Here is a 17,482-nt window from a genome sequence, read left to right on the forward strand (position 1 = left end):
AATAAATACTTAAAGATTTTTGGAACATCCTTCAATTATATTCAAAATTGTTTGTCCCGATCGTCCTGGGCTTGTAAGTATACTTACAAGTTGGATTTCTAATTATGGAGGCAACATAAAACATTCTGATCATCATACAGATCAAGATGCGGGTTTGTTTCTTAGTCGCATTGAATGGAATAGTAAAAATGCATTTTTTAATAGAGAGGAAATTTATAACGAATTTGAAAAAATTGCAGCTGAAGTAAATGGAAAATTTAATGTAAATTATTCTGATGAGATTCCAAATGTTGCTATTTTTGTTAGCAAACAAAATCATTGCTTGCTTGATTTACTTTGGCGAGTGAGAAATGGTGAACTAAAAATGAAAGTGCCTTTAATAATTTCAAATCATTCTGATCTTGAAAATATTGCAAACGACTTTAATGCAAAATTTGTTCATATTGATACTTCTACTATTGATAAATCTGATGCTGAAGATCAATTTTTAAATTTACTAAAAGAATATGAAATTGATCTTGTTGTATTAGCCAAATATATGCAAATTTTGAGTGATTCTTTTTTAAAACAGTTTTCTTCAATAATAAATATTCATCATTCTTTTTTACCTGCATTTAAAGGTGCGCAACCATATCATCGAGCATGGAAGAGGGGCGTCAAATTAATTGGTGCTACTGCCCATTATGTTACTGAAGATCTTGATGAAGGTCCGATAATAGAGCAATGTACAGTTACTGTGAGTCATAGGGACGAAGTTGATGATTTGATTAGAAAAGGAAGAGATATTGAGAGAATCGCACTTGCAAGAGCAGTTAGATTACATCTAAATCATCAAGTATTTGTTTACAATAGCAAAACTGCTGTTTTTGATTAGAAATAATTTTTTAGTCTTCTAATTCTATTTGTATTTGCCTTTCATAAATTGATTCTTCATTAAAAGCTCTTGCTATTAAGAAACTAGCAATGCAGCTTATTAATACAGGTTTCATTATTAATAAATTTTTTGTTAAGGCAAAAGCTAAAAACATTGCTGTTATGGGAGTTCGTGAACATCCTGCTACAAAGGCCCCCATGCCGGCAAAAATATATGTACTTGGTGCGTGTCCTGTGGCAATTTCTACCCAGCTCCCCATTATTAGTCCGATTGATCCTCCTAAAGTAAGCATTGGGTAGAACAATCCTCCAGGAGCTCCAGATGCTGCAGCTAAACCCGTCGTGATAAACAATACTAAAACTGCTAACAAAGCAATCCCAATGCTTGTATTTTGCTCAGCTATTACTTTCTGTAATTCATCTAGATTATGAAAGGTACTTGGTAAAAAAGAATAGATACTTCCTAAAATGAGTCCACAGATACTCATTTTTAAAACAAATTTATTTTTATACCACTTTTTCCCAAGATTTTGCATTAATAAAACATATCTGCTGTACATTTCTGCACAGATCCCAATAATTATTCCTAGTAACACTAGGTAAATAAAATCTATAGGTAAGAAAAAAACAGATGGGTCATATTCTTTTTGTATTAAAAATCCTATGTTAAAATCAAATCCTCCTGCTTTAGGATCCAAACCCAAGGCTTGAATAATGTCAGCAGATGAATCTGCGATGAAAGTTGTAATTACCACTAATAGCAAAATTACTGGTCTAGCAGAATTTAATAGCTCTTCTATTGCATAAATAAATCCTCCTAATGGAGCGCTAAAAACTGCAGCTATTCCTGCGCCACCTCCTGCTGCTACTATTACTCTTCTGAACGCTGTAGGAGCTTTGAGCCATTTGGCCATTTGCCAAGCAACAGAACCTCCCATTTGAACTGATGGACCTTCTGGACCCAACGGGAATCCACTACCAATAGCAATAATTCCTGATACGAGCTTTACTAATCCTACTTTTATATTCATTGGCACTTTTTTATGCCTTAAAAAACCCATGATTTGACTCACACCTGAACCTTTTGCAGCAGGTGCAAAATTTTTGATCAAATATCCTGCAATGGCTCCTCCTACAGCTCCAAAGATTGGTAACACTGCAATAGATGGTAATTGGTCTAGTAGTGCTAATCTCCAATTGTTAATAAAGTAGATTCCAGTTTTAAAAAATATACTTGTAATTGAAGCTCCTAAGCCTGTCAGTAAGAGCGACAATGCAACAACAAGAGATTTTTGTCTTAATAATTTTTTGATGCTACTAGGAGAATTATTACTTGTTCCTTGAGTACTTTCTTTTATAAGGTTTGGCATAATCCATGATTACTTTGATAAGCTGAAATCGTGCATTTCATCAAATTGAAGATAACGATAAAGTTTATCTGAATATGGATTAATTTTATTTTTAGTAATATCCTGATATTCTTCTACTTCAGGTATTTTTCCAAGCAGAGCGCAAACTGCTGCTAATTCAGCGCTCCCTAAAAATACTTGCGCATTTTTTCCAAGTCTATTGTCAAAATTTCTAGTACTAGTAGAAAATACTACAGATCCTTCATCTACTCTGGCTTGATTTCCCATACATAAAGAACAGCCTGGTAACTCTAATCTTGCACCACAATTTTCAAATATTTTATAATATCCTTCAGACTTCAGAGTATCTTCATCCATTTTTGTAGGTGGACAAATCCATAATTTAGCTTTTAAATTTCGTTCACCTTCAAGAACTTTTGCGGCTGCTCTGTAATGACCAATATTTGTCATACAAGAACCTATAAAAACCTCATCTATATTTGTATTTGCAACATCTTTGATCTCCTTGACGTTATCTGGATCATTAGGGCAGGCAACTATAGGTTGTGTTACTTTTGCTAAATCAATGTCTATGATTTCTTCATATTGAGCGTTTTTATCTGGCTGAATTAATGCGGGTTTCTTTAACCAATTTTTCATATCATTTATTCTTCTTGAAATCGATTTTGAGTCTTCATAATTGCCCTCAATCATTTTTTCTAGCAGGCAAATATTGCTCCTTAAGTATTCTTCAACAGTTTCTTGGGATAAAAGGATTGTACTACCAGCGCACGAGCGTTCTGCAGTAGCATCAGTTAGTTCAAAAGCTTGTTCTAGTTTTAGGTTTGGTAATCCCTCAATCTCCATAATTTTCCCGTTAAATATATTTTTCTTATTTGCTTTCTCAACAGTTAAAAGTCCTTTTTTTATTGCGAAGAGAGGGATTGCATTTACTAAATCTCTAAGAGTAATTCCTGGTAATAATTCTCCTTTAAATTTAACCAGAACAGATTCCGGCATATTTAATGGCATTGATCCGATTGCAGCAGCAAAAGCAACAATGCCCGAGCCTCCAGGAAATGAAATGCCAAGAGGAAATCTTGTATGACTATCGCCACCTGTGCCTACAGTATCAGGGAGAAGCATTCTGTTAAGCCAGCTATGAATTATGCCGTCTCCAGGCTTAAGAGCTACTCCACCTCTTTGAGATATAAAATCAGGTAATTCTTTATGTGTAACTAGATCAACTGGTTTAGGATATGCAGCTGTATGACAAAAACTTTGCATCACTAAATCTGCAGTGAATCCTAAACAAGCTAGTTCTTTTAGTTCATCTCTAGTCATTGGTCCAGTAGTATCTTGACTTCCAACAGTGGTCATAATAGGCTCACAGGTCATTCCTGGCCTAACCCCATCCAGACCGCATGCTTTGCCTACTATTTTTTGAGCTTGAGTAAAGCCAGAATTACTCTTTGTAGGATTTTGTGGTCGGATAAATATTTCACTTGGTTGATAATCTAACTTGTGTCTGATTTTGTCCGTAAGAGATCTTCCAATCATTAGATTTATTCTTCCGCCAGCTTGAATTTCATCAGTAAGAGTTGATGGATACAAGTCGAATTTGCTTATTAATTCTTCAGTATTCGAATCTTTTTCAATTTTTTTTATAATCCCTTCGTAAGGATAAATTTTAATAACATCTCCTGTTTTCATAAGAGATACGTCAGCTTCTATAGGTAAAGCTCCCGAATCTTGGGCAGTATTAAAAAAAATAGGTGCTATTTTGCTACCAATTATTATTCCGCCTGTTTTTTTGTTTGGAACAAATGGGATATCTTCGCCTATATGCCAAATGAGTGAATTAATAGCAGATTTTCTAGAACTACCTGTTCCAACAACATCACCAACGTAAGCTATTGGTAAATTTTGTTTTTTTAAATTATCGAGAATCTTTAGTCCATCTTGTTTTTTAAATTCCAGCATAGCCAATGCATGCATGGGTATATCAGGGCGAGTTGTTGCATGGACAGCTGGAGATAAGTCATCTGTATTTGTCTCCCCTTCAACTTTAAATACTAAACAAGTAATTTCTTTTTCTAGAACTTTTTTATTTTTGAACCATTCCGCATTTGCCCAACTATTTACAACCTCTTTTGCATAAATATTATCTTGAGATAATTCATATATTTCATTAGCAGAGTCATAAACAAGAATAATATTTTTTAAAACTTCTGCAGCTTTTTTACTGAGTAAACTATTTTTCCCTCTCAGTATTTCAACGAGAGAATTTACATTATATCCACCTATCATTGTTCCTAGTATTTCGATTGCTTTTTGGGGATTGATTGATTTGCAATATTTTTCAGAATTAACAAGTGCAGTTAGCCAACTTGCTTTCACGTAAGCAGCTTCATCAACCCCTGGTGGTACTCTATTGATAAGTAAATCAAGTAAATAAGATGTATCGTCATGACTATCTTGTTCCAATAATTGTGTAACACAATTTGTTTGATCAGCATTTAAAGGTAAAGGAGGTATACCTTTGGCAGATCTTTCAGCAACGTGATCTGCATAATCTTTTAGCAATGTTTCCAAATTCTTCATTAGTAAGGTTTAATGCCTAATCTATTGTTATTTTTAATATTGAAAAGGAGAGTATTCATAAATGCTTTTTTAAATATTCAAACTTCTTAACTTATCAATGACGACATCACCAAATAATCCAGCTTTAGAAAAGACATCAGATTTACATGTTGTTGAAACTCGTCCATTAGTACCTCCAAGCAGATTACATAATGATATACCTTTAGATCATGCCTCTGCTAATACAGTATCTAAAACAAGAAGATCGATACAAAATATTTTGCATCATAATGGTCAGAAGCTTTTAGTCATTGTTGGTCCATGTTCAATTCATGATATTGAGGCGGCAAAGGAATATTCAAATTATATTCAAAACTTTCGAGAAATTTATAAAGATAAATTAGAAATAATCATGAGAGTATATTTTGAAAAACCAAGAACAACTATTGGCTGGAAGGGATTGATAAATGATCCTCATTTAGACGATTCTTATGACATTAATACTGGTTTAAGAAGGGCAAGAAGTTTGCTTTCTTACTTAGCAACTCGTGGAATACCCTCTGCCACAGAATTACTAGATCCAATTGTTCCTCAATATATTGCCGATTTAATAAGTTGGACAGCTATAGGTGCGAGGACTACTGAAAGTCAAACTCATAGGGAAATGGCATCAGGATTATCAATGCCTATAGGTTTCAAAAATGGAACAGATGGTTCTTTTACTACTGCAATTAATGCAATGCAGTCAGCTTCAAAATCCCATCATTTTTTAGGTGTAAATGAAAATGGAATGGCTTCTATCGTTAATACTACAGGTAATCCAGATGGACATATAGTTTTAAGAGGAGGCTCAAAAGGTCCAAATTTCGAAAATCAACATGTACAAAGAATTTCAGCTGAATTAAAGCAATGTAATCTTCCTCATAAAGTGATGATTGATTGTAGTCATGGCAATTCCAATAAAGACTACAGAAAACAGTCCGAAGTACTAAAAAATATAGCTTCACAAATTAGTAACGGAGAAAAAAATATTTTAGGAGTCATGCTTGAAAGTCATTTGAAGGAAGGTAATCAAAAACTTTCAAAAAAAGAGGACCTTGAGTTTGGCAGAAGTATTACAGATGCATGCATAGATATAGAAACAACAAAAGAACTGCTAGCTATTTTGTACAACTCAGTTAATTAGTAATAAAAAAATTAAAAAATAATGCTGATGAGATAGGAACAATGAAGTTGTCTACTCCTAAAATACTAAATTGTTCAAGAACAGTGGCCAAAAAAGCTATTGCAAAATAATTTACATTTACATTTTTTTGTTGGGCGTATCCTAGTGAGCAAACTACTATTAGGCTTGCTAAAAACATTGTCAAAGTGCCTAACAACGATTTTTTTTGTTTAAAAATAATCCAATTTTTTGAATTAAAACTTTTGCCTATTAAGCCAGCTAATCCATCGCCAAAAGTCATTATCAAAAATCCAGCAAATAAAGCATATGGATCTTTATCCCAGAAAAGCCAAATTAGAATAAATAAACTAAGACAATATAAGATTGTTCCATAACTTTTTCTTTTAACATCTTCGATTGTTGGAAATAATTTATAGCTGTAATTGATTACAACCATTAAAGAAACAATTCCTGTGAAAATTAGAGCAGAATTTTGATCAATTTGAAGAAATTGAGCAATTGGTATTAAAGGCCCCATCCCAATATGTATTATTTTTCTGATAATTTCTTTACTATTTTCATTAAATTTTTTAAATATTATTGATACAAAAAAAATTGAAAATAAATATAATAAAACTACTACAAATTTTATCAATTTAATTAAGCTGCTTTATCATAATTTGACATCATCCTGAGTCTTTTCAGTGCTTTTGCTTCTAATTGCCTCACTCTTTCTCTAGAAACACCAATATCTTTACCTATTGCTGCAAGCGTTGATTCTTCAGTTCCATCTAGGCCAAATCTTTTTTTCATAATTTCTTGCTCTCTTTCATTAAGTTGAGCAAGCCAACTGCTTAAATGTTCTGTGAGGATAGATCGGTCCATTCCTTCCATAGGATCTTCACTATTAGGGTCAGGAATAAGTTCCCCAAGAGTGCTTCTATCTTCTTCTCCTCTTGCATGTGCATCAAGAGATGCACATGGAGCACTTTGTGAAATCAAGTCTTCTAAATCTTTTTGTTCAATGCCCATTGCATTTGCCATTTCTAGTCTGCTTGGCTGTCTACCTAGTTTATGAGACAAATCTCTTGAAACTCTTCTCATCTTTGATAGTTTTTCACTTATGTGGATGGGCAGTCTTATCGTTCTCGCACTATTATCTATCGCTCGAGTCATTCCTTGTCTAATCCACCAATAGGCGTAGGTGGAAAATTTATAGCCCATTTTAGGGTCAAACTTGTCAACTGCCCTCTCAAGACCAATTGTTCCTTCTTGTATTAAATCTAATAATTCTAAGCCTTGATTTTGATATTTCTTTGCTACTGATACAACTAGTCTTAGATTAGCCTCCATCATTTTGTCTCTGGCTCTTAAACCTCTTTTCAATTGTTTCCATTCATCCTGTTTATTGCAATTTTTAAAATATCTTTCGATGCATAAAATTAATTTTGCAAAATTATTTTTTGATTGACTATCGATTTTACTAAAGTTTTCTTTGCCGGCATAAATACTTTCTTCCAAATCATCTTTAAAGGATTTTTCGGGATTAGTATTTTGTTCTGTATTTTGAGTAATTACATTTTCTTTAAAATTAAAATCACTTTTAATAGCTAATGCTTCAGAGAGTTCATTGTTTTCAGTTACTGATTTAATAAGGTTTTTTAAGGTTTGAACCTTTTTTGCTAAATCAATTTCATCTTCTCCAGTTAACAATGGAACTCTTCCAATACTAGATAAGTAATGACCAATAGAATCAGTTACGAATCGTGTTGATCTTTTTTGGTTTTGCTTTGAATTTGTTCGGGATTTTACATTTCTCGATTCATTCCCAGTATTAGGTAACTTAAGCACCCCTGGGTTCTTCTTCGAAGAACTCTTGGACGATTTTGTTAAATCTGGTTTTGCTTTGCGAGAATTACCCGCGGTGTTTGGTAATCTAGGCTCATCAACATTAACTGAAGAGCTCTTTGCAGATTCCAGAGGGATCCCCATCACCCTGGCCTCCTTAATAATGGATTTTTTAAAAAACTAGCACTGAAATTGAAATAAAAACTACTTTTACGTTGAAACTTTAAAGACAAAAAAAGATTTTTTTTTCAAAATTTCTTGAGATTAATTGACACGACAAGGATTTGTAAAAATATAAAATTTTCTAAAATATTAAGTATTTTTTTTAAATGTTATAAAAATCAATATTTTATTACTGATTTATGAGGTCAATTTGTGATCGACTAATAGTTGAATTAATTACATATTTTTTGTATGAGCCATACTCATCCATTATCCAAGAAAAATGATCATCCTTAATGTATGTTTGCAATAGTGAGTATATTTGTGATTTCAATTGCGAATTTTCTATTGGGGTAACAGCCTCTATCCTTCTATCAAGATTTCTTTTCATCCAATCTGCACTTCCAATAAATACTTCATGATTTTCATTATTGCAAAACCAAAAAATTCTTGAGTGTTCAAGAAAATGTCCAATAATGCTTATAACTTTAATATTTTCACTTAAATTTTTTCTTTGCGGATATAAACAACAAATACCTCTTATGATGAGATCGATTTTTACTCCTTCTTGGGACGCTAAATAAAGTAATTGAATTATTTCTGGATCTACTAAAGAATTCATTTTTGCGATTATCTTAGCTTTTTTACCCTCTTGAGCATATTTAATTTCTCTCCTTATTAGAAATATAAATCTTTCTCTTAGGCATGAGGGAGATACTAATAATTTTTGGTAAGATTTTTGTTTAGAAAAACCTGATAAGTAATTAAATAATTCAAGTAGATCTGACGAAATATCAGGATCCGTTGAAAGTAATCCTAAATCTGTATAAAACCTTGAAGTATTTGAATTGTAATTACCTGTTCCAATATGAAAATAATTTCTTAGGCTTCCTTTTTCTTTTCTAACGATTAAAGCTATTTTTGTATGTGTTTTAAATCCTATAATTCCATAGACAACATGAATTCCAGCTTGTTCAAGTTGTTTTGCCCATTGAATATTATTATCTTCATCAAATCTTGCTTTGAGTTCAACAAGAGTCATTACTTCTTTTCCATTTTCTGCGGCTCTCATTAGAGCCGTAATAATAGGTGAATCTTTTGATACTCGATATAAAGTAATTTTAATAGCCATAACAAGTGGATCATCAGCTGCACTATTTATAAATTCTTCAACTGAAGTTTTAAACAAGTCATATGGATGATGAAGTAGGATGTCCTCTTTTCTAAGTATCTTGAAAATATTATTAATAGTATTGTTAGAGGGTAAATCTAAATTTTTTAATTGCGGGTGAGTTTTTCCAATTAGTAGATTCTCTTTTAAATCATCTCTATTAATTTTTGTTAGTTGATTTAAATCATCAAGACCCAATAAACTTTTGCAAAAATATATATACTCTTTTTGTATTGAGATACTTTTAATGAGTAATTTTAAAATGTTTTCTGGCATATCGGAATCGACTTCTAATCTAACTACGTCTCCACCTAATCTTCTTTTTTGCAAACTTTGTTCAACGGCTAAGAGGAGATCATCAGCTTCAAGTTCTTTTAATTCTAAATCTGCATCTCTTGTCACTCTAAAAAAAGAATAATTTATACACTCCATTCCGTTAAATAGAGCATTTATATTATTTCCAATTAAATCTTCAACACTTATGAAAACGTGGGAATTTATATCATCACTTTCAATTATTTCATTCGGAATTTGTATAAATCTATTGATATTTTTTGTTGGTATTTTTATTCTGACAAATTGATTTTTAGAATTCTCCCCATCCTTTATTAAAGCTGCTAAGTTTAGGCTTAAATTACTTATAAATGGAAATGGATGTGCAGGATCAACGACTAATGGTGTTAATAAAGGAAATATAGATGAAGTAAAGTAGTTATTACACCAATTTTTTTGATTTTCGCTTAGATCACTATATTTTTTTATCACTACACCTTGTTTTTTGAGTTCATTATGTAATTCATTATTTATATAGTTCTCTTGAAGAGTAGTTAAATTTTTTACTTCTTTATTGATTTTTTTTAATTGCTCTTTTGGGGTAAGTCCATCAATACTTTTTTTGATAATACCTGCTTCGACTTGAGCCTTTAGAGAAGCTACTCTTACCATGAAAAATTCGTCAAGATTGTTGCTAAAAATTGAGCAAAATTTTACCTTGTCTAATGTTTTGTACTCTTTTTCCATACCAGTTAGGAGTACTCTTTTATTGAATTCAATCCAACTTAACTCTCTATTAATATAAATATCAGCCTTGTTTTCCATTAAGAAACTTTCGATTTTTGATTATAAATAAAATTATTATTTTTACCCTCTGCAATAAGGTATATCATGAAAATTAAGATAATGGAACCAGCAATAAATGGTGATTTAGGTCCAAAGCCATCATAAACTCGTCCAGCCATTGCTATACCTAAAACTCCTCCAAGACTTTGCAGACCCTGGAGATTACTTAATATTGATCCTTGTTTATCCACGTCTAATTTCTTTGATATAAGTGCTCTTAAGGTTGGTGTAATTAAACCGGCCCCAATGGCTAAAAATGAAACAGCTGTATAAATATTAACTATTGCCTTTTCTTTGGGAGCAGTTATTAAAAGCGAACACGCTAAAAGAATGAAGCCTGATCCTATAAGTGTTAATTTCATTTCTCCTAATTGCTTTACCAAAGGTCCAATAAGTAGTCCTTGAACAATAATTGCAATAATTCCAACAACTACAAGAGTTCCACTTGATGCTTTGGTTGACCAGCCTAATGACTCTTGAAGGAAAAATATTAGGATATTAGTCAATCCAGTAAAAGCAATAAAGTAAATAAAAAATGCTAAGGATAATTTTCTAATTTTTACTTCTTTGAATACAGTAAATAGTTGTTTGAAAGGGTTTTTAAAAATTGTTTTTAATTTATTTGAGGCATTTTTCGGTTTTGTTTCTGGTAGGTAGAAGAATACTAAAAGAAAGTTTATTATTGGAATGATTGAAGCTATCAAAACTGGAATAATAAAATTATTGTTTGTATTTTTTGCAAATATTACAACGAAAATATTTCCTAAGAAAAAACTTAAACCAAAAGCTACGCCAATTAGTCCAAATGTTTTTGCTCTTTTTTCAGGACTTGAAATGTCTGCAAGAATTGTTGTAGCTGTGGCTGCTGTGCCACCACTTAAACCGTCAATCAGTCTTGCTAAAAATAATAAAAATAAAGGGATAGCAGCTATAGAATTTGACCAATTAAAAAGAACAGTAAAGGATAATATTGAAATTCCTATTATTGAGCCAGTAATACAAAAAAGAGTAACAGGTCTTCTGCCGAATCTATCACTCATAATTCCTATAAAAGGAGAAGCTACAAATTGAGATAATTGGTAAGTACAAGATAATAATCCATATGTACTTGCTTTAGAGTCAAAAAGTAAAACAAAAGAAGGTAAAATAGGTAGAAGGATACTTTCACTTAATCGATCATTTAGAAGAGTGATAAAAGCACTAAGGAGTGTAAACTTTTTATTTGGTTCCAATAAATCTTCTTTCACAATATTTGCCTTCAATCCTATTAACTTCTACTACCATACTTGTTAATGGAGATTAATGTGCCTGGTATTGTTTATTTAGTTGGAGCAGGTCCTGGTGATCCTGAACTTTTAACTCTAAAAGCTTTACGCCTAATAAAAAATTGTGATGCATTAGTACATGATGCTTTAATCCCTGATGAAATAACAAAAGAGGCAGGAAAAAATACAGAGATTTTCCATGTAGGTAAAAGAGCTGGGAAGTGTTCTGTACCTCAGGCTGAAACTAATGCCCTTATTTTGAAATTGGCAAAAGAAGGTAAAAATGTTGTGAGGCTCAAAGGGGGAGATCCGTTTGTTTTTTCAAGGGGTGGTGAAGAAGTATCTTTTTTAGAAAAAAATGGCGTATCAGTTGAAATAGTTCCTGGTATAACTTCTGGTATAGCTGCTCCTACTTACTTTGGTATTCCACTTACTCATAGAGATGCTGCGAGTTCTGTAACTTTTGTGACTGGGCATGAAAATATAGCTAAAGAAAAAAAGAGCGTAAATTGGAGAAATTTAGCTAAATCTTCAGATAGTTTAGTAATTTTTATGGGTATAAAAAATATTCAATTTATTGTAGAGGAATTAATTTTAGGAGGCTTATGTAAGGATACAAAATGCGCTGTAATCCAGGAAGCTACTTTGAAAAATCAAAAATGTTTTATAGAGAAATTAGATAATCTTCCAAATAAAATTAAAGATAAAGAATTTTTAGCTCCATCTATTATCATTATTGGAAAAATTGTTGAATTTAAGGTTAATAACAATATAACTAAAGTGTCTGATGTCTATTTACCAGATATTAATAAAGTTCAATTATATAATAAATCCCAAAAGTAAATTGGATTGAATTTAGGTTTAAGCTTTAAATCATTGACTTGATTAATTTGTCTGCAAGATAAGCTATTAATTGCAACTATTATGTCATCATTTTGAAATTCTGGAGGAATTAATTCTTCTTTTACAATTTTCAATTTTAAAGCTTTAGAAACCATAATCCCCTCTAAACAGCCGCTCTCTTTTCTAGGAGTTATCCATTGATTATTTCTTTTAATTACCAGATTAAATGTACTGCCACAACAAAGTTCACCTGACGTATTCAATAGGATAGAGTCATTAAATGATTTTTTATTAGCTTCTGTCAAAACTTGTATTGCCTGATTATATGAAAATGTTTTGCATTTACTTATTAGACTAAATTCATTTATTTTTTCTGTTTGACTAATAAAAACGCTTATCGGATTAAAATTCGGTTTGATTTTATAGAACTCAAGCCATAAATTATCTAAATCTTTTGTCTCTAAAGTGCTATCAATTGTTAGTGTTCGACCTTCATTAGTTCCTCGACTATAGTTTATTCTTACTGAAGCAAATTGATCAGTCTTAAGCGATAACTTTTTAATTCCATCATGAATAATTTGTCTCAAAGTTAATTTATTTATTTTGAGATTAATATTTAAAATTTTGCTACTTTTTTCTAACCTTTTAAAGTGTTCATCAAAAAGAACAGGTTTGTTTTCCTTTATCAAAATAGTTTCAAATATACCATCAGCAAATTTTAATCCTCTATTATTAGCAGCAATAAATATTCTATCAATATCTAGCCATTGATCCCTGTACCAGCCTAATGTTTCAATCATTTTAGTGAATCAATTAATGGTAAAAGTTTCCACTTTAGTTCATTAGTTTCCTCTTCAGGGTTTGAGTCAATAACTATTCCGCAACCAGCATATATATTGATTTTTTTGTCTTTAATTAAAAATGATCTTATTAGTATATTGCTGTCAAACTCTCCATTCCAGTCAAGCTTCAAAAATGAGCCACAGTATGGCCCGCGTTCACATTCTTCTAATTCAAAGAGTCTCTGGCATGATCTTAATTTAGGTGCTCCAGTTATAGAGCCCCCAGGCCAACAAGCTTTTAGTAAATCGATCCAGTTCTTGTCTTTTTTTAATTTGCCTCTAATTACTGAAGTTAGATGATGAACTTTTAAGAAACTTTCAAGCTTTAATACTTCTGGCACCAAAATACTTCCTGTCTCGCAAACTTTACTTAAATCATTTCTTATTAGGTCAACAATCATAATATTTTCTGCTCTATCTTTTTCGTTAGTTATTAAATCGATAGCATTAAGTGCATCTTGATTTAAATCATTATCTCTAGATCTAGTTCCTTTGATAGGTCTTGATTCTACATAATTTTTTTTATCTATTTTTATAAATCTTTCTGGCGAGGTAGATAATACCGCCTCTTTATAGTCATCCTTATTATTTATTATTATTCCTCCAAAGGGAGCTCTTAATTTACTTCTTATTTTTAAATAAATATCTAGAGGATTATAGTTTTTGGAAGATTCAATTTCGCATTTAGTTGTTAGGTTTGCTTGAAATAAATCTCCTATGGAAATTAATTTTTTTAATTTTATAATATTTTTTTGAAATTTTTCAGCCATTTCGTCTAAATTAATTTTTGAAAAGTTAAAATTCAAATTTGTTTTAATAATATTTTCTTTCCCAATAGTGTTTATATTGTTGATTATTTTTTTGTAATTCATCAATTCAGATGAGTTTGTGCCTTCGATTATTATTTCTTTTTTTATTAGATTACATTTAATGATTGGATCATATGATGCAATCCATAAAGTTGCCATATCAGATTGTCGCCATGGGTTTTTTGGTTCTATGTATACTCCAGCTTCATAACTTAACCATCCGATCCAAAATCCTTTTTCAATATTTTTTAAACTGTTAAAGGGATTATTAGTTTTGTCTAAGTTATTGATATCTCTTGATTGAATGATTTCTTTAGGTTTAATTCCTATTATTGACCATTCCCCATTTTCTTTACCATCACTGTCTAGCCAAGCTAATCCTTTATCTCCAAATTTCTTTGTTAGATGATACGTAATAAGCGCTGGATCTATCCATGTTTCTAGAATTATTTTTTTTATTTTCATTTTTTGTTATTGTTATTTAGCCATTTTTCATAAGCGGTATTTCTAATTCTGCAACTATCACACTTACCACATGGTTTTGAATTTCCTGAATAACAACTCCATGTTTTATCTAAAGGGACATGATTATCAAAAGCTAATTGAATAATTTCCTCTTTATTTAGATCTAATAGTGGAGTCCAAAGTTTTATTGGGTTATTTTCTCTTCCTCTTTTATTGGCTAAATCTGCTAATTCTTGAAATTTTTTAATATAGTCAGGTCTGCAATCTGGATAACCAGAATAATCTAGTGCATTAACTCCTAATCCTATAAAATCAGCATCTATAGCTTCGGCATAACTTAGTGCAACGGAAATAAATATAGTATTTCTCCCAGGAACATAAGTATTAGGAATTTTATTAGTTTGTACTCCTTCTATTGGAATATTTTTCTGGGTATCAGTTAATGAAGAGCCTCCCCATAAAGATAAGTCAAGTTTAATAACTTTAAATTCTTGGATATCAAAGTGTTTTGCAATGATTGATGCAGAATTTAATTCTTTTTTATGGCGTTGACCGTAGTCAAATGAAAGGCCAAAAATTTTAGCTTCGGATTTTTTTGCGATACCAGTAACTGTAGAAGAATCTAAACCCCCAGATAATAAAACTACTATTGATTTATTTTTAAGAGTCATATGATTTTATTTAATTTTTAAGTATTTGTGAGTTTGAAGGCTCAATTTCCAATCGGGGTTATTTTTTACGAAATCAATAGCAAGAGAAAAACCATTTGCATTGTTCCATGCTGGCTGTAAATAAAAAATTTTATCTTCTTTTTTAAAGCCATCTTTGCTTTTTGAAAGTTGATATTGTTTTAAAGTTTCTTTTTTTATTTGAATAGCAAATTCAATATCTTTTACTTCATTTATGATTATTTTGATTTCATTACAGCTTTTTAAAAAATAATTCTTTGGAGGTAAGTGTCTTTTAGGAGATAAAGTAATCCAGTCATAACTACCTGATATCGGATTAACTCCACTTGTCTCAATATGTATTTTCATTGAGTTTTGTTCTTCTCCCACAGTCATTTTTTTTATTGCATTGCAAAAATTATCCAAGTTATGTTGTAAAGGTTCTCCACCTGTAATAACGCAAAAAGATGCCCCTTTCCCTCTAGCAATTTTTATACGATCAATTATTTTCTCAATTGATATAGAGGGGTATTTTTTCTCGTCCCATGAATTCTTGGTATCGCACCACGAACATCCAACTTTACAACCTGCTAATCTTACAAAAAAAGCACTTTTTCCAGCGTGATAGCCTTCACCTTGTAATGAATGAAATTGTTCGACTATGGGTAAAAAATTTGTCATTTTTTCATTCAAAAAAATAAGGAATATTAATTTGATTGAGTTAACTTTTCTTGAGAGGCCTTTATTAAGCCTTTAAATAAAGGATGTGGTTTTCCAGGTCTTGATAAAAACTCAGGATGATATTGGCATGCTAAGAAGTAAGGATGATTTTCTAATTCAATTAACTCTACTAATCTGCCATCTGGTGATGTGCCACTAATTTTGTATCCAGAATTTAAAAAACTTTGTTTGTAGTAATTATTAAATTCATATCTATGTCGATGTCTCTCATAAATAACATCTTCGTCATATAAGTTTTTCCCAGTTGTATTTTTTGTCAATCTACATGGATAAACTCCAAGTCTCATTGTCCCACCTAAATCAACTACATCTTCCTGTTCTGGTAATAAATGTATAACTGGATTGGGAGTCTTTGGGTCTAGTTCTGAACTAGATGCATCTGGAAGATTAGCTACGTTTCTAGCCCATTCTATAACTGCACATTGCATACCAAGGCATAGACCTAAAAAGGGGATTTTATTTTCTCTTGCGAATTTGATAGCCGAAATTTTTCCATTGACTCCTCTGTTGCCAAAGCCCCCAGGTACGACAATCGCATCAACTTCATTTAAGTAAGTTTCTGCTGAATTTTTTTCTATCATTTCAGCACTTACCCAATGTAAATCTAATGAAGCCTTTTGTTCAATGCATGCATGTTTTAAAGCTTCAACAACGGATAAATATGCATCTCCAAGTTCAATGTATTTACCTACGAGAGCAACTTTTATTGGAGCTCCAGGATTTCTTAGATTATGTATTAGTTGTTCCCAATTTCTCAAATCACATTTTTTATCTTCAAGTTCTAAATATTTCAGGGTTTCTTTGCATAAACCTTCTTTTTTTAAAGAAAGAGGTACAGAATAAATACTGTCTGCGTCTAAAGCTTCAATTACAGAGTTAATACTGACACCGCAAAATCCACTAAGTTTCTTTTTAAGACCTTCATTAATCGCTTTATCACTTCGGCATACAAGTAAATCTGGCTGAATTCCAATTGATCTCAATTCTTTAACTGAATGTTGTGTTGGCTTAGTTTTTATTTCGCCAGAGGTTTTGATGTAGGGAAGTAATGTTACGTGTATGTATGCAACATCATTCCTGTTGACATCATTTTTGAATTCTCTTATTGCTTCTAGAAAAGGTAAAGATTCTATATCACCAACTGTTCCACCAATTTCCGTAATAATAATATCTGCATTGCTGTTGGAAGCTACTCTATGAATTCTTTCTCTTATTTCTCCTGTTATGTGAGGTATTACTTGCACAGTTCCTCCGTTATAACTACCTCTTCTTTCTTTGTTTATAACAGCTTGATAGATAGACCCCGTTGTCACACTGTTTAACCTAGTCATTGCAGTATCAGTAAATCTTTCATAGTGACCTAAATCTAAATCGGTTTCAGCCCCATCTTCGGTTACAAATACTTCTCCATGTTGGAAAGGGCTCATTGTTCCTGGGTCAACATTTAGATATGGATCTAGTTTTAATATTGAAACACTATATCCTCTAGACTTTAATAATCTACCTAAACTTGCAGCTACAATTCCTTTACCAATGCTAGAAACTACTCCTCCGGTGACAAATACAAATTTTGACATTA

Annotated in this window: 14 protein-coding genes and 1 pseudogene; 3 read left to right on the plus strand and 12 right to left on the minus strand. The window is 31.6% G+C overall.

All coding sequences use genetic code 11. The annotated features are described in order from the left end of the window. Positions 1-19: 19 nt before the first annotated feature. Positions 20-874: a formyltetrahydrofolate deformylase gene (gene purU, locus JJ847_02470; GenBank protein ID MBO6959751.1), complete on the plus strand. Its 855-nt coding sequence runs from the start codon at positions 20-22 to the stop codon at positions 872-874. 10 nt (positions 875-884) lie between these two features. Here purU and JJ847_02475 read toward each other — a convergent pair whose 3' ends face one another. Further along, entirely contained in the window at positions 885-2,243 is a 1,359-nt protein-coding gene (locus JJ847_02475; protein ID MBO6959752.1) for a ClC family H(+)/Cl(-) exchange transporter, read from the minus strand. Between the two features lie 9 nt (positions 2,244-2,252). Then, positions 2,253-4,826, minus strand: coding sequence for a bifunctional aconitate hydratase 2/2-methylisocitrate dehydratase (gene acnB, locus JJ847_02480; protein MBO6959753.1), 2,574 nt, complete (start codon positions 4,824-4,826; stop codon positions 2,253-2,255). Positions 4,827-4,923: 97 nt separating this feature from the next. Here acnB and JJ847_02485 point away from each other — a divergent pair, with 97 nt between their 5' ends. Beyond that, positions 4,924-5,991, plus strand: coding sequence for a 3-deoxy-7-phosphoheptulonate synthase (locus tag JJ847_02485; GenBank protein MBO6959754.1), 1,068 nt, complete (start codon positions 4,924-4,926; stop codon positions 5,989-5,991). On the opposite strand, the gene JJ847_02490 is transcribed toward JJ847_02485, so the two are convergent. The 5 genes and pseudogenes from JJ847_02490 to JJ847_02510 form a co-directional block, all read right to left on the minus strand. Continuing rightward, entirely contained in the window at positions 5,984-6,625 is a 642-nt protein-coding gene (locus tag JJ847_02490) for a dolichol kinase (GenBank protein MBO6959755.1), read from the minus strand. The genes JJ847_02485 and JJ847_02490 overlap by 8 nt on opposite strands. A gap of 5 nt (positions 6,626-6,630) precedes the next feature. Then, positions 6,631-7,491: a sigma-70 family RNA polymerase sigma factor gene (locus tag JJ847_02495; GenBank protein ID MBO6959756.1), complete on the minus strand. Its 861-nt coding sequence runs from the start codon at positions 7,489-7,491 to the stop codon at positions 6,631-6,633. A gap of 126 nt (positions 7,492-7,617) precedes the next feature. Next, positions 7,618-7,962 (minus strand): annotated as a pseudogene (locus tag JJ847_02500) (hypothetical protein). Between the two features lie 208 nt (positions 7,963-8,170). After that, positions 8,171-10,249: a polyphosphate kinase 1 gene (ppk1, locus tag JJ847_02505; protein ID MBO6959757.1), complete on the minus strand. Its 2,079-nt coding sequence runs from the start codon at positions 10,247-10,249 to the stop codon at positions 8,171-8,173. Continuing rightward, a complete protein-coding gene (locus JJ847_02510; GenBank protein MBO6959758.1) occupies positions 10,249-11,517 on the minus strand; it encodes an MFS transporter in 1,269 nt (422 codons plus the stop codon). The genes ppk1 and JJ847_02510 overlap by 1 nt, the downstream gene beginning before the upstream one ends. Positions 11,518-11,574: 57 nt before the next feature. Between JJ847_02510 and cobA the strand changes: the two genes are divergently transcribed. Next, positions 11,575-12,378, plus strand: coding sequence for a uroporphyrinogen-III C-methyltransferase (cobA, locus tag JJ847_02515; GenBank protein ID MBO6959759.1), 804 nt, complete (start codon positions 11,575-11,577; stop codon positions 12,376-12,378). Here cobA and JJ847_02520 read toward each other — a convergent pair. Genes JJ847_02520 through JJ847_02540 form a run of 5 tightly spaced genes read right to left on the minus strand, consistent with a single transcriptional unit; the run spans position 12,351 to position 17,480 of the window. After that, on the minus strand, positions 12,351-13,178 hold the full coding sequence (locus tag JJ847_02520; GenBank protein ID MBO6959760.1) for an aminotransferase class IV: 828 nt from the start codon (positions 13,176-13,178) through the stop codon (positions 12,351-12,353). The genes cobA and JJ847_02520 overlap by 28 nt on opposite strands. Continuing rightward, positions 13,175-14,494 carry an anthranilate synthase component I family protein gene (locus tag JJ847_02525; GenBank protein MBO6959761.1) on the minus strand — a complete coding sequence of 440 codons (1,320 nt, stop codon included), beginning with the start codon at positions 14,492-14,494 and terminating at the stop codon, positions 13,175-13,177. The genes JJ847_02520 and JJ847_02525 overlap by 4 nt, the downstream gene beginning before the upstream one ends. Next, on the minus strand, positions 14,491-15,165 hold the full coding sequence (gene queC, locus JJ847_02530) for a 7-cyano-7-deazaguanine synthase QueC (protein ID MBO6959762.1): 675 nt from the start codon (positions 15,163-15,165) through the stop codon (positions 14,491-14,493). The genes JJ847_02525 and queC overlap by 4 nt, the downstream gene beginning before the upstream one ends. Before the next feature lie 6 nt (positions 15,166-15,171). Further along, positions 15,172-15,843, minus strand: a complete 672-nt coding sequence (locus JJ847_02535; protein ID MBO6959763.1) for a 7-carboxy-7-deazaguanine synthase QueE — start codon at positions 15,841-15,843, stop codon at positions 15,172-15,174. A 26-nt stretch (positions 15,844-15,869) separates the two neighbouring features. Continuing rightward, on the minus strand, positions 15,870-17,480 hold the full coding sequence (locus tag JJ847_02540) for a CTP synthase (GenBank protein MBO6959764.1): 1,611 nt from the start codon (positions 17,478-17,480) through the stop codon (positions 15,870-15,872). Between the last annotated feature and the right edge of the window lie 2 nt (positions 17,481-17,482).

Origin of the sequence: Prochlorococcus marinus CUG1438 (assembly GCA_017644325.1) — a bacterium.
Taxonomy (GTDB): Bacteria; Cyanobacteriota; Cyanobacteriia; order PCC-6307; family Cyanobiaceae; genus Prochlorococcus_A; species Prochlorococcus_A marinus_AA.